The organism is Deinococcus radiopugnans ATCC 19172, from assembly GCF_006335125.1.
Lineage (GTDB): Bacteria > Deinococcota > Deinococci > Deinococcales > Deinococcaceae > Deinococcus > Deinococcus radiopugnans.
Genome location: NZ_VDMO01000010.1, coordinates 84,467 through 97,854 on the forward strand (window position 1 = coordinate 84,467; position 13,388 = coordinate 97,854).

Consider the following 13,388-nt stretch of genomic DNA (forward strand, 5'->3'; position numbering starts at 1 on the left):
CCTCGGCGGTGCAGTGGGGGGCGTCCGCCACGGCAGAGGCGTCGGTCAACCCGCCACCTGCGCGGCGTAGCCTTCTTCCGCCACGGCGCTGATCATGGCCCCCGCATCGGCGTCGCCGTGGACGGTGGCCTTGCCGGCCTCCAGATCCACCTGCACGTCATGCACGCCCGTCACGCCCTTGAGCGCCTTTTCCACGGCTTTCACGCAATGGCCGCAGGTCATGCCGTCAACTTTCAGTTCAGTGGTCATGGTGTGGGTCATGGCTGAATTCTAGACCCTGGGGGGGAGGAAGGTCAAGAGCAGGAAGGCCTAAGGGTCAAAGGGTCTGAAGGTCCAAGGGGGAAGATTTTCTATTCGGTCAGCTCGGGCTTGCCAAAAGCGCAGAGCCTCGCTCCATCAAGCATTTACCATCACCCTTGCCCATCTTGCCTTACCCTCCCCAGGGGGATAGACTGTTCACATGACGACGAAGACCTTGACTCTGGATGTGGGCGGGATGACCTGCGCCGCCTGCGTGGGCCGGGTGGAACGCGGCCTGAAAAAGGTGGACGGTGTGCAGGACGCCGCCGTGAATCTGGCGACGGAGCGGGCCAGCGTGACCTACGATCCGGCGCTCACCACCCCGGCCCAGCTGGTGAAGACCGTGCGGGACACCGGCTACGAGGCGGGCACGGCGGAACTGTCCTTCCCGGTAGAGGGCATGACCTGCGCGGCCTGCGTGGGGCGGGTGGAACGCGGGCTGCAAAAGGCCGAGGGCGTGCTGAGCGCCAGCGTCAACCTCGCCACCGAGCGGGCCAGCGTGACGTACCTGCCCGCCGCCACCTCCCCCGCCGCATTGAAAGAGGCCGTGCGCGAGGCGGGCTATGACGTGCCCGACGAGGCCACGCAGGCGGAGTCGCGCCTGGACGCCGACCGCGCCCGCAAAGCCGAGGAAATCGCGGCGCTGCGGCGTTCGGTGACCCTCGCCGCCGCCTTCAGCATTCCGCTGTTCCTGGTGGCGATGCTGCCGATGCTCTGGCCCGCGCTGGACCTGTGGCTGATGGACCGGGTGGGCATGCAGACGCTGAACTGGGTGATGCTGGCGCTGGCCGCCCCGGTGCAGTTCGGCCCCGGCCTGCGCTTCTACCGCAGCGGTTGGGCGGCGTTGAAGCACCGCAGCCCCGACATGAACACGCTGGTGATGCTGGGCACGTCGGCGGCCTTCGGGTACTCGCTGCTGGTCACGCTGGCTCCTGGCCTGTTTCCGGCAGGCAGCGCCCACGTGTATTACGAGGCGTCCGGCGTGGTCATCACCCTGATCCTGCTGGGCAAGCTGTTCGAGGCGCTGGCCAAGGGCCGCTCAAGCGAGGCCATGCGGACGCTGCTGGCGCTGCAACCCAACGTGGCCCGCGTGCAGCGGGACGGCGGCGTGGTGGAAGTCCCTGCCGACGACGTGCGCGTGGGCGACCACGTGCTGGTGCGCTCCGGCGAACGCCTGCCGGTGGACGGCGAGGTGACGGACGGCAGCAGCTACGTGGACGAGTCCATGCTGACCGGCGAGAGCGTCCCCGTGCAGAAAACGGCAGGCGCGCGGGTCACAGGCGGCACGGTCAACGGCACCGGCGCGCTGACTTTCCGAGCCACCGGGGTGGGGGCCGACACCGCGCTGTCGCGCATTATCCGCATGGTGGAGGACGCGCAGGCCAGCCGCCCACCGATCCAGGGGCTGGCCGACCGGGTGGTGGCCGTGTTCGTGCCGGTGGTGCTGGTGATTGCCGCCGTGACCTTCGCGGTCTGGATGTTCATCGGGGGCGAGGGCGCGTTGGCGAATGCCCTGGTGCATACCGTGGCCGTGCTGATCATCGCCTGCCCGTGCGCGATGGGCCTCGCCACCCCCGTCAGCATCATGGTGGGCAGCGGACGGGCCGCGCAGATGGGCGTGCTGTTCCGCAGCGGCGCGGCGCTGGAAGGCCTGGGGGCCGCGCAGGTGGTGGCGGTGGACAAGACCGGCACGGTCACACAGGGCCGGCCCGAGGTGACGGAAGTGGTGGTGAATGGTGGATGGTTGAAGGGTGATGGAGAACTGCTGAGGCTGACCGCCGCCGCCGAGGCGTCCTCCGAACACCCGCTGGCGCGGGCGATTGAGCGGGCGGCCCTGGGCGAGGAAAATGACGTCAATAGCCTCTCCCCCGCCACCGACTTCCAGGCCATCCCCGGCTACGGCGTGCAGGCCACCGTGGACGGCCAGCGCGTGGAGGTGGGCGCGGCCCGCTACATGGCGAAACTGGGGTTGGCACTGGGCGCCCTGGAAGCGCAGGCCGACGCCCTGGCAAAACGCGGACGCACCCCGGTGTTCGTTGCGGTAGACGGTGAACTGGCCGGACTGCTGGGCGTGGCCGATCCGGTACGGGCAGGCAGCGTGGACGCCATCCGCACCTTGCAGGGACAGGGCACCGAAGTCGCCATGATCACCGGCGACACCCGCGCCACCGCGCAGGCCGTGGCCGCCGAGGTGGGCGTGTCGCGCGTGCTGGCCGAAGTCCTGCCCGAGGGCAAGTCGGACGCCGTGCAGGAACTACAGGCCGGGGGCCGCAAGGTGGCTTTTGTCGGCGACGGCATCAACGACGCGCCCGCCCTGGCCCGCGCCGACGTGGGCGTGGCGATTGGCACCGGCACCGACGTGGCGGTAGAGACGGCCGACGTGATCCTGATGTCGGGTGACCTGCGCGGCGTGCCGAACGCCATCGCCCTCTCGCGGGCCACGCTGCGGAACATCCGCGTCAACCTGTTCTGGGCCTTCGCCTACAACATCCTGCTGATTCCGGTGGCGGCGGGTGTGCTCTCGGCGTGGAACATCACCCTCTCCCCCGTGCTGGCGGCGGCGGCGATGGGCCTGAGCAGCGTGTTCGTGCTGAGCAACGCGCTGCGGCTGCGGGGGTTCAAACCGCCGCTGGGGGGCGATGCCAGCGCCGCTGGAAGGACTGGCAATCCAGTGTCTCCCACACTGCCGCAGACCTCCTGAGCCGGTTGCGTCCAGCCATCACAGCAGCCGGCACTCCACCGCTTTCAGGACCGCGCGGGTCCGGTCCCGCACGCCCAGCTTGGACAGGATGTTGGAGACGTAGCCCTTGATGGTGCCCTCGGTGGTGGTGGTCAGCCCGGCGATCTCGCGGTTGTTGAAGCCCCCAGCGATCAGGCGCAGCACCTCCTGCTCGCGGCTGGTCAGGAGGATGCGGATTTCGGTTTCATCCTCGCGCTGCGGGCGCAGTTCGTCCAGACCGCGCTGCACCTGATCGGTCAGGGTGGGCTGCAGCCAGCGCCCCCCGCCCGCCACCGTGCGAATGGCCTGCAGCAGCACCGGCAGGTCCACATCCTTGAGCAGATACCCCTTCGCGCCCAGTTGCACGGCGGACAGCAGCAGCTCGTCGTCGTCGAAGGTGGTCAGGATCAGGGTGGGCACCAGCGGGGTGCCGTGGGCTTGCGCCCGCTCCGCCAGTGCCCGCAGCACGCCCAGTCCGTCCAGACGGGGCATGCGGTAGTCCAGCAACAGCACGTCGGGGCAGGCGTCCGGCACCGTGACCAGCGCCTGCTCGCCGTTCTCGGCCTCGGCCACCACGGTCATGTCGCCGGCCAGGGCCAGCATGCTGCGCAGACCCTGGCGCACCAGCGTCTGGTCTTCCACAATGCAGATCCGGATCATGCTGCGCCTCCTGTGACCGGGCCAGACAGCGGCAGCCGGGCCAGCAGTTCCAGGGGCTGGCCCGGCTGCGCCCGCACCTCCAGCGTGCCGCCCACGCTCTCGATGCGCTCGCGCATGCCGCTCAGGCCGCAGCCGGGCTGAAGGCGCAGCGTGCCGTGGCCGTCGTCGCGGGCATGCAGGGTCAGTTGCCGCCCCCCGTCCTGCGCCGTCCCACACGCAAGTTCCAGCCAGACCTGCCGCGCCCCGGCGTGGCGCACCACGTTGGTCAGGCCCTCCTGCACGGTGCGCAGCAGCACATGCGCCTGCACTGGGCACGGCACGCTGAACTCCGGCGAGAAACTCAGGTGCACCGGCAGGCAGGCGGTGCGGGCCAGCGCCTCGATCTCGGCCCGCACGTCACAGGGGGCGGCGGCCCCGCGCATGCCGCGCACGGCGGTTCTCACGTCGCTTAACAGGGTGTGGGCCAGCTCTCCAGCCTGCTCCACATGCCCCCGCGCCGGACCTGCCGGCAGCTGGTGCAGCGCCACCTGCAGGTTCATGCCCAGCGCGGTCAGGTGGTGGCCCATCAGGTCGTGCAGCTCGCGCGAGATCTGCAAGCGTTCGGCCTGCCGGCTCGCCTCGGCCAGCAGGGCGCGGGTGGCGCGCAGCTCATCCACCACCACCGCCAGTTGCTGCCGGGCGCGGACCTCCCGCACGGCGGTCTGCGCGGTGGTCATGGCAAACAGCTGAAAACAGAAGTAGCCGGTGCCGAAGGCCCAGGCGTCCCCAGCATTCCAGTGCGTCAGGAACACGCTCAGCAGGGCGACGGTCTGCGCCGTGACCCACACCAGCATCCAGCGCACCGGCAGGGTCACGGCCACCTGCGCCGCCACCAGCACCAGCAGCCCGGCCTGCACGCTGTTGGCGTCCAGTAGTTCGTTGCCCACCAGCGCCAGCACCGATTCCAGCGCCGCCAGGTACAGCGCCAGCCGCTGCCACCGCGGCTGATCCGGCAGCGAGATGGCCGTGAGAAATACGGTGATAAAGGCCACCATCACCGCGCCCCAGGGCAGCAGTTCCTCCGGGGTCAGGCCCTCGCGGCTGGGTGGGGCCAGCAGGGAATGCACCAGCAGCACCGTCCAGAACAGCAGGCCGGTCCAGCGCAGCCCCCGGCGCACCTGCGCCAGCGGGCTGTCGGCCACGGCAGGCACAGCAGTCAGGAGCCACCTGGGCCAGGGCCAGCGCCCCAGCGTCGGCACGCCGGGGCCAGCAGGAGAGGGGGACGAAGAAACCGGAGAGGGGGGCAGAACCGTCATCGTTGTCGCCTCGGCAGGGTGGAAGAGGGCCGCAGGAAGGTGTGATTCAGGACAACTGGCAGGGTGGTGCGGTGTGGATTGCCCTGTACTGTAGGGGGTCTGGGCCGCGCTGGGCCACGGGTCTGCACCGGGTTCAAGAGGCGGAGGCCGGGCGCAGGGGCCAGAAACGCGGCGTCTCTGGCCCCACGTTGTCCCTGGTCAGGGCTAGACGATGACCTCGCACAGCAGGTCCCGGCCCAGCGGCACCCAGCGCCCCGAGGCCTTGAGCTTCTTGACCAGCGCGTTGTAGGCATAGGTGCAGCCCCTGGAAATCGCCTCGCCGATGATCAGCTTGATGATTCCACGCAGTGGTCCCTTCAGGGCGGCTTTGACCCACTTCGGCGCACGTTTGTACTGGTTGACCAGCGACACCAGCCGGTTAAACACCCAGTCGCTGACCCCCTGGGCCGCCAGGCCGGTGGCCACCGTGCCCTGGGCGGTCAGGCCGACGATCACGAAGGGGGAACCGGCGGTTCCACGCTGGCCCTCGGGAATCACCCGCAGCTCGGCGAAGCGCGGCGTGCCGGCCTCCACGGTGCCCAGCACGGAGACGGCCTCGCCGGAGCGGGTCTGGGCCTCCAGGTAGGTGGTGGGCACGCCGTCCTCTTCCAGCGTGATTTGAGAGACCACCGTCAGCCCACGCGCCGAGGCCATGTCCAGCGTGCGCTGCTCGTTCGCCTGTGCGGCGGGCGACAGCGGCAGGCTGGCCTGACTTTCGGCGGCGGTTTCAGCAGGCACGGGCACGCCGGCCAGCGGGGTCTGGCCGCAGGCGCTCAGGGTGATCATCAGGGACAGAAAGGCGGCGGTGGCGCTGCGGCGAGCAGGAACAGTGTTGCGGAACATGGTGGGCCTCCGGGGAAGACGGGCGCGACCGGGCTGAAGCGGGGTTGCGCCTGGGGAGAAGTCGCGCTGCCGGGAGTGACGGGGGAAAGGAGGCGGCAGCGGAGGGGATCACCGGAACATGAACTGGGCGGGGACTCTGGGTGGGACGTGACCTCCTGGGGCTGGGAGAAGGGCGGGAAACGATCTGAACGCGCCTGGGGGCTTCCGGGGGCCAGGGCACTAAACGGTCCGGGGGGACGTTGCGGGGCGGGCGGCGGGTGAGGGCTAGCGCGCGGCTAGCGGTGCCACTTGGCCCAGCCGAAGTCGCGCACCACGACGTAATACGCCTGCGCGGCGGCGTAACAGCCGGGACGCGCCCAGAGGCTCTTGCTGTTGCACAGCCCGCGCATGTTGCTCAGGAAGGCCGAATCGGTCCGGGCCTTGTTGTAGGGCCAGTAGGGAATGGAAATCAGTTTGGGCAGGTTGCGGTAGCCGAAATCATGCACGTTGCAGGCACTGCGGAAAAAGTCGCTGTAGCCCAGGCCCAGGCCCTTGGGGGCGCTGCAGCCGTCGTAGTTCCAGTTCAGGCCACTGTAATCGGGCGAGCGCCGCTCGGCGGCGTAGTGGCTGATGCTGCCCCAGGCCACCCGCTGGGCATACCCCGCCTTGCCCGTGGCCTGAACGCTCAGGCCCGGGTCACCCGCTGCAAGGGCCAGGGCCTCGGCGTCCAGGCCCGCGTTGGGCAGTCCGTAGGCTTCTTGCAGGCCCTGCAGCAGCAGCGGGTCATCGGCGTTCTCGCGCAGGATGGTCTGGCTCTCGGCGTCCTGCAACTCGGGGCGCGCGGCAAATTCGGCGATCTGTTCGGCCACCGTCGGTGCGGCGGTCGCCGCGGCGGCCGACGGTGTGGGCGGCGTGCTGGCCGTGTCGCCCTGCGAGCCGCAGGAGGTCAGGAGCATGGCGCCCATCAGCAGGACACCGAGACCGAAATGGAAAGTGGGGGTTTTCATGGCGCGGGCCTCCTGGGCAGGACCGGGAGCCTTTCAAGGGGGAAAGGGCCGGGGCGACGTCCGACAGTCTCTTCCCTGCCCTGCGGCGCGGGCAGCCGCGTCTGGGCGGGAAATCAGGAAGAACGGAACTGTGGAACTGAACAGAGCTTAGGTGACCCCACGTCCCGCGCCCACTGCCGAAAGTCAGCAGTAGAATTCGGCCGAATTAACCATCCTCTCATATCCTCTCACGCCCCCGAGAGGTGGGACGGGCTTGCCACCCTGGTGACGCTAGTCGCGATTATTCCGCGCCACCCACGCCCCGGTGCTCCACAGCGCCCAGGCCACCAGCACCGGCTGGAAGAACAGGCGGATCAGTCGCTTGCGGTCTGTGTCCAGGCCGAAAGCGTCCGCATGCGTCAGGTACTGCGAGATGTTGCCAGGAAACACCGCCACGAAGAAGGCGGCTAGGATCCAGCCCACGGTGACCCGCTGCCGGGGCAGGGCGATCAGCGCCGCGCCCATTCCGATTTCCACCACACCGGAGGCCAGCACCACGAAATCCTGATTCAGCGGCAGGCTGTCGGGCACCTGCGCCTGGAAGTCCTGACGCGCGAAGGTCAGGTGGCCGGTGCCCGCGAAGGCGAGGGCCGCGCCCAGCAGCACGCGGGCCAGATTCTGAACGGGAGAAACAGAGGATGCCATGCCCGACAGTCTGACCCCTACACTCCCATTCCACGTTTCGCCACCCTTCAGAAACGGTGTCGCCTTCCCCTCGCCTGCCCCCGACATACACTCTGGGGATGCGGTCAGCACTTCCCTCAGGACTAGACGTTCGTTTCGCATTCGCCTATACTTCGGCGGTGTTGTTATGTTGCTAGCAGAAATCATCAGCGTAGGGACGGAGCTGCTGTTCGGCGAGATCGTCGACAGCAATGCGGCCTTCTTGGCGCGCGAACTGGGCGCCCGGGGCGTCATCCTGCACCGCAAGACGGTGCTGGGCGACAACCTGGGACGCGTCAGCGAGGCCATCACGCTGGCCCTGTCGCGCGCCGATCTGGTGATTCTGGGTGGCGGGCTGGGGCCAACCGACGATGACCTGACCCGCGAGTCCATTGCCGACGCGCTGGGCGAGACGCCCGCCGAGGATGCGGAACTGCTGGCCTGGCTGGAAGGGCTGTACGCCGCCCGTGGGCGCGAGATGCCGGGGGTCAACCGCAAGCAGACGTGGCTGATTCCCAGCGCCGAGGCCCTGCCCAATCCGGTGGGCACCGCGCCGGGCTGGTTCGTCCGAACGGGGGGCAAGTTCGTGGTGGCCCTGCCCGGCCCGCCGCGCGAGATGCAGCGGATGTGGCGCGAACAGGTGCTGCCGCGCCTGCCGCTGCCCGATCACGCGCTGGTCTCCACCACGGTTCACACCCAGGGCATCGGCGAGAGCAACGTGGCCGAGCTGCTGGCCGGGCTGACCCAGAGTGCCAACCCCAGCGTCGGCACCTACGCCCGCAAGACCGGCGTGGACGTGCGGGTGGCCGCCAGCGCCGAGACCGAGGCCGAGGCCCGCGCCCTGCTGGCCCCGCTGCTGGAAACGGTGCGCGCCCTGCTGTCGCGCTGGACGTGGGGCGAGGACGCGCAGACGCTGGCCGGGGCGCTGGGCACCGCCCTCTCGGGCCGCAGTCTGGGCGTGATCGAGGCGGGCAGTGCGGGCGCGCTGTGCGGCCTGCTGGCCGACGAGGCGGGCTTTCTGGACGCCGCCGTGACCCAGGATCACGCCCGCCTGATCACCCTGGGCCTGACCCCGGTGACCCTGCGCGACGCCGGGCTGGTCAGCGAGGGGGCCGCGCTGGAACTGGCCGCCGGGGCACGCGAACACCTGGGCGCGGACGTAGGTCTGGCGGTGGTGGTGGGCGTGGGCGGCGAGAACGCGGGGCAGGCCTACGCCGCGATCAGCAGCGAAAAGGGCCACAAGGCCGTGGGCGTCAACTGGCCCGGCGACGCCGCGCAGATCCGCGAGCGGGCCGCCGTGACCGCGCTGGCGCTGGCCTACCGGGCGCTGCGGGCGGGGGGTGAACTGGCATGAAAATCCGGAAAACACAGGCCAGAGCCAAACCGGAAAAAACGCGTGCCTCCGATCTGGACGTCGCCCTGAGGCTCAGGCGGGAAGACGCCCTGCCCGCCGCTCCTGCCCAGGCCACCCAGGCACCCGTTCAGCCGGGCCAGCAGACCCAGGCGAGCGCCGACGTGCCCCGCCAGGCCCAGGAACAGAAGGCCTCGGCGGAGTTCAGGCGGCGCCAGGAACACCAGTCCGCAGGGGGGCGCCGGGGCAGGGTTGCGCCCGAACAGCACACGCCCACCACCGGACGCTTCTTCTACGCCCTGAACGTCCCGGCATCCGTCACCGGGCCGCTGTCGGAGGCGCAGCGCAAACTCAAGGGCAACTGGCGCATCACCACGCGCGAGCAGATGCACGTCACGCTGTGCTACCTGCCCTCGGTGCCCCTGGCCCGCGTGGCCGAGCTGAAAGCGCTGGGCACCCGCCTGACGCAGACGCTGGGGCCGCTGGACGTCCGGCTGCGCGGCACCGGCTACTTCCCCAACGAGGGCAGCCCGCGCGTGTGGTTCGTCAAGGTGGAGGCCGAGGGCCTCGACGAGCTGGCCGCCGCCCTGCGGGCCGGGGTGCAGGCGCTGGGCATCGAGACCGAGGAGCTGAGCTTCAAGGCCCACATCACCCTGGCGCGCAAGAAGGGGCCGGCGCCGCGACTGCCGCCGCTGCTGTTCGATCTGGGCTGGACGGCGGGCGGGGCCACCCTGCAGCGCTCTCACCTGCAAAAAACCGGGCCGGTGTACGAGCAGGTGGGTACCTTCCGCTTTCAGGCGCCCGCGCAGAGCCAGCCCGCCGCGCCGCCGGGCGAAGATTCCCCCCATTCAACCCACCACCCCGACGCCAATTCGCCCTCTCCCGCACCATCACCAGAAGCACAGGAGCCGTCATGAGCAAAGAGAATCCAAAAGAAATCACCGCCGCCCCCAGCGACAGCAAGGAGCGCGCCAAGGCCATCGAGACGGCCATGAGCCAGATCGAGAAGGCCTTCGGCAAGGGCAGCATCATGAAGCTGGGCGCCGAGAGCAAGCTGGACGTGCAGGTGGTGTCCACCGGCAGCCTGAGCCTGGATCTGGCGCTGGGCGTGGGCGGCATTCCGCGTGGGCGCGTGACCGAGATCTACGGCCCCGAATCCGGCGGCAAGACCACCCTGGCCCTGAGCATCGTGGCCCAGGCCCAGAAGGCCGGCGGCACCTGTGCCTTTATTGACGCCGAGCACGCCCTCGATCCGGTCTACGCCCGCGCGCTGGGCTGCAACACCGACGAACTGCTGGTGTCTCAGCCCGACAACGGCGAGCAGGCGCTGGAAATCATGGAACTGCTGGTGCGCTCGGGCGCCATCGACGTGGTGGTGGTGGACAGCGTGGCCGCCCTGACGCCGCGCGCCGAGATCGAGGGCGAGATGGGCGACAGCCTGCCCGGCCTGCAGGCCCGACTGATGAGCCAGGCGCTGCGCAAGCTGACCGCGATCCTGTCCAAGACCGGCACCGCCGCCATCTTCATCAACCAGGTGCGCGAGAAGATCGGCGTGATGTACGGCAACCCCGAAACCACCACCGGGGGCCGCGCGCTGAAGTTCTATTCCAGCGTCAGGTTGGACGTCCGCAAGATCGGCCAGCCCATCAAGGTGGGCAACGACGCCGTGGCGAACACCGTCAAGGTCAAGACCGTCAAGAACAAGGTGGCCGCGCCGTTCAAGGAAGTGGAACTGGCGCTGGTCTACGGCAAGGGCTTTGATCAGGTGGCCGATCTGGTGGGCCTGGCCGCCGATATGGACATCATCAAGAAAGCGGGCAGCTTCTACAGCTACGGCGACGAACGCATCGGCCAGGGCAAGGAGAAAGCCATCGCCTACATCGCCGAGCGTCCCGCCGTGGAGCAGGAGATCCGTGACCGCGTGATGGCCAGCATCCGCAGCGGCGGCGCCTCCGAGAAGGCCGCGCCACCCGCCGAAGAGAAGATTGTCGCGCTGGCAGAGTAACCGCGCACAAAAGAACGCCCCGGCCAGATTAAAGGCCGGGGCGTTCTCGTGCCGTGCCGGGTCAGCTCTTCATCGCGAAGGCGTGCATTTCCTCGACGGCGGTGGTGGCGGCCAGCAGCGCGCCCTCCTGCCAGCCGTTCCAGTACGAGGTGTGCTCGCCCGCCAGCATCAGGCGGCCATGCCGGGCGCACAGCACCGGGTACGCGTTCTTGCGGGTCTCGTCGGTGTACAGGCCGTAACAGCCCAGCGTCCACGGCACGCGGTGCCAGCCCACGCTGACGCCGTTGTCGAACTCCTTTTGCGCCTGCGGGTGGATCTGGGTGTTCTGGCGCAGCACCTCTTTCATGCGGTCGGCTGGATTCATGCCCGTGAAGCGCACAGCGTCGGGGCCGAACATGTAGGCGCTGAGCACCACACCCTTGCCCTGGGACAGGTAGTTATTGGCCGGGTAGGAGAGGGTCTGGATCTCCTGATCGGTGTAGGTGATGCCGCCGAAAATCTCGTCGTCCTGCTCCCAGAACCGCCGCTTGTACTGGATGCCTGCCTTGAACGACGGCGCGTACGGCACCTTGCGGATGGCCGCCTCCAGTTCCGCGCCCACCTTCAACTTGAGCTGACTGAGAATCGACAGCGGAATGGTGCAGATGCAGTAGTCGGCCTGCACGGTCTGGGTGCCGCCGCCCGCCAGATCCTCGTACACGGCGGTGACGCCAGAATCGTTCTGACTGAGTTCGGTCACGCGGGCGCGGTAGGTGATCAGGGGCTTCAGGCGCGACTCGAAGGCGCGGGCCATCGCGTCCATGCCGCCCTGCGGCTCGAAGATGGTGCTCTGGAACTCGTACAGCATCCCCGTCGCCAGATCGGTCCACAGCCGGTCATCCAGAATCTGCTTGAGGGTCAGCGGCGTGGACGGCTTGCCGGGCTGCAGCCGCGCGCCGGGGTCCTCGTCGTAGCCGCGCGCCGCGCTGGTCGCCAGACCCTTGCTGTAGCGGCCGTTCTTGTCCAGAAAGCCCCAGCCGCGCAGCGAGTCCATCAGCTTTTCGCGGTCCTCGCCGGTCACGCCCGTGTCCAGATCATTGCCCGCCGCCACCGCCTTCGACAGCAGCTCGGACACGTGGCCCTGCATGTCCACCATCGGCTCGCGCAGGCGCACCTTGGTGCCCGCCTGACCATTGCCGCCCTTGCGGTGGATATAGGCGTTGAAGTTGACCTGCGGAAAGACCTCCAGCTTGATGCCGAACTCGCGGGCGTAGTTCATGTACGCGTAGTGGTGGTAGGGAACGCGCCACGGGCCGGGGTTGAGGTACAGGCCCCGGTCAAAGCCAACCTTCTGCTTGAAGCCGCCGAGTTCGGTGTACTCGTCGCCGCCGCGCAGCGTCCAGCAGCGGCCTCCCGCCCTGGCGTTGTACTCCAGAACCTTGACGTCGTAGCCGGCTTTTCTCAGCTCGTAGGCACTGGCCATGCCCGCCAGCCCCGCGCCCAGAATCAGGACGCTCTTGCCCTGGCCCCCGCCCTGCAGGTCGGGCATCTTCTGCGGCGAGGCCTGCGCCAGTCCCATGCTGGTCATCACCTGATACAGGGCCGTGCCGCCGCCCACCATGCCCACCATTTCCAGAAAACTCCTGCGGTTGATCTCGCTCATGTGCGTCTCTCCCCCTGTGCTGAACGTGAATCTTAAAAAGCGGAAGCGCGCCCTCCACACGTCTGGCGTGGCGGGGCCGTGCTTGCCCTGGAATTAGCCTGCGCTCTCGCCGAAGATCAGGTAATCGGGATTTTCGGGGCGCAGCTGTTTGATCTCCTGCGGCTTCACGTCGCTGTCCTGACCGTTCAGGTCGCCGCGCACGTAGTTGACGATCTGGGCGATCTGCTCGTCGTTCAGGTAGTGCCCGAAGCTGGGCATGCCGCCGTTGCCGTTCAGAATCAGGGAAGTCACGTAGGGCGTGCTGGTGGCGCGCTCGTTGTTCGCCAGCGCCGGGTACTGGCCCGCGCCCTTGGCCCCGCGGCCCTCCGGCATGTGGCAGCTCTGGCAGGCCTGCACGTACAGCGCCGCGCCAGTGTCGCCGGTAAAGGCCACCTGCGCCATCTGCGTTTCCTCGGAAGCAGCGGCCTGGGCGGTGCCGCCCTCATCGGCGCGGTCCTGATCCGGCGCGGTGGTCGGCGTGTCGCTGCCCGCCTGAGCCTGATCCGGGGCAGAGGCGGTGGTGGCCGCCGCCTCTGTGTCCGCTGAAGCCGTGTCCGTTCCCACAGGCGCGTCCGCCGCCGTGTCGGTGGCCGGAGCCGTGGGGCTGGCCGGAGCGGACGCTGCCGGCGTGGCCCTTGTCTGCTCAGGCGCGCTGGCGGCTGGCCCGGCCGGCGTCACCACCTTAAAGATGAAAGCAAGCACCGCCACCACGATCAACGTCGCGATGACCGCACCCCAGACGAAGCCCTTGGACGGTGCCGAACTGTAATCTCCCATAAAGAACCCCTCCCAGACGCACAATTCAAG

The 13,388-nt window shown here is 68.9% G+C and carries 12 protein-coding genes; 4 read left to right on the forward strand and 8 right to left on the reverse strand.

Translation table 11 applies throughout. The annotated features are described in order from the left end of the window. Positions 1-45: 45 nt before the first annotated feature. Positions 46-261, reverse strand: coding sequence for a CopZ family metallochaperone (locus tag FHR04_RS10705; protein ID WP_375782554.1), 216 nt, complete (start codon positions 259-261; stop codon positions 46-48). A 199-nt stretch (positions 262-460) separates the two neighbouring features. Between FHR04_RS10705 and FHR04_RS10710 the strand changes: the two genes are divergently transcribed. Continuing rightward, positions 461-3,001: a heavy metal translocating P-type ATPase gene (locus tag FHR04_RS10710; RefSeq protein WP_139403177.1), complete on the forward strand. Its 2,541-nt coding sequence runs from the start codon at positions 461-463 to the stop codon at positions 2,999-3,001. A gap of 18 nt (positions 3,002-3,019) precedes the next feature. Here FHR04_RS10710 and FHR04_RS10715 read toward each other — a convergent pair whose 3' ends face one another. From FHR04_RS10715 to FHR04_RS10735, 5 genes are all read right to left on the reverse strand, one after another. After that, complete coding sequence (locus tag FHR04_RS10715; protein ID WP_039683009.1) at positions 3,020-3,679, reverse strand: response regulator; 660 nt, start codon at positions 3,677-3,679, stop codon at positions 3,020-3,022. Next, positions 3,676-4,869, reverse strand: coding sequence for a sensor histidine kinase (locus tag FHR04_RS21590; RefSeq protein WP_139403180.1), 1,194 nt, complete (start codon positions 4,867-4,869; stop codon positions 3,676-3,678). The genes FHR04_RS10715 and FHR04_RS21590 overlap by 4 nt, the downstream gene beginning before the upstream one ends. Positions 4,870-5,178: 309 nt before the next feature. Next, on the reverse strand, positions 5,179-5,856 hold the full coding sequence (locus tag FHR04_RS10725) for a hypothetical protein (protein ID WP_039683007.1): 678 nt from the start codon (positions 5,854-5,856) through the stop codon (positions 5,179-5,181). A gap of 275 nt (positions 5,857-6,131) precedes the next feature. Beyond that, the gene (locus tag FHR04_RS10730) at positions 6,132-6,842 is read right to left on the reverse strand and encodes a phospholipase A2 (RefSeq protein ID WP_139403183.1); all 711 of its coding nucleotides are present in this window, start codon (positions 6,840-6,842) and stop codon (positions 6,132-6,134) included. A gap of 270 nt (positions 6,843-7,112) precedes the next feature. Further along, positions 7,113-7,526 (reverse strand): DoxX family protein, encoded by a 414-nt coding sequence (locus FHR04_RS10735; RefSeq protein WP_139403186.1) that lies wholly within the window; start codon positions 7,524-7,526, stop codon positions 7,113-7,115. A gap of 166 nt (positions 7,527-7,692) precedes the next feature. Between FHR04_RS10735 and FHR04_RS10740 the strand changes: the two genes are divergently transcribed. The 3 genes from FHR04_RS10740 to recA are packed head-to-tail and all read left to right on the forward strand — an operon-like array spanning position 7,693 to position 10,900. Beyond that, a complete protein-coding gene (locus tag FHR04_RS10740) occupies positions 7,693-8,898 on the forward strand; it encodes a CinA family nicotinamide mononucleotide deamidase-related protein (protein WP_139403189.1) in 1,206 nt (401 codons plus the stop codon). After that, the gene (gene thpR / locus FHR04_RS10745; RefSeq protein WP_139403192.1) at positions 8,895-9,812 is read left to right on the forward strand and encodes an RNA 2',3'-cyclic phosphodiesterase; all 918 of its coding nucleotides are present in this window, start codon (positions 8,895-8,897) and stop codon (positions 9,810-9,812) included. Before FHR04_RS10740 ends, thpR begins: the two co-directional genes overlap by 4 nt. Then, positions 9,809-10,900 (forward strand): recombinase RecA, encoded by a 1,092-nt coding sequence (gene recA / locus FHR04_RS10750; RefSeq protein ID WP_039682999.1) that lies wholly within the window; start codon positions 9,809-9,811, stop codon positions 10,898-10,900. Before thpR ends, recA begins: the two co-directional genes overlap by 4 nt. A gap of 61 nt (positions 10,901-10,961) precedes the next feature. On the opposite strand, the gene FHR04_RS10755 is transcribed toward recA, so the two are convergent. Both FHR04_RS10755 and FHR04_RS21185 read right to left on the reverse strand, forming a co-directional pair. Continuing rightward, positions 10,962-12,542, reverse strand: a complete 1,581-nt coding sequence (locus tag FHR04_RS10755) for a flavin monoamine oxidase family protein (RefSeq protein ID WP_039682997.1) — start codon at positions 12,540-12,542, stop codon at positions 10,962-10,964. A gap of 93 nt (positions 12,543-12,635) precedes the next feature. Next, the gene (locus FHR04_RS21185; RefSeq protein WP_211344191.1) at positions 12,636-13,358 is read right to left on the reverse strand and encodes a c-type cytochrome; all 723 of its coding nucleotides are present in this window, start codon (positions 13,356-13,358) and stop codon (positions 12,636-12,638) included. Positions 13,359-13,388 lie beyond the last annotated feature (30 nt).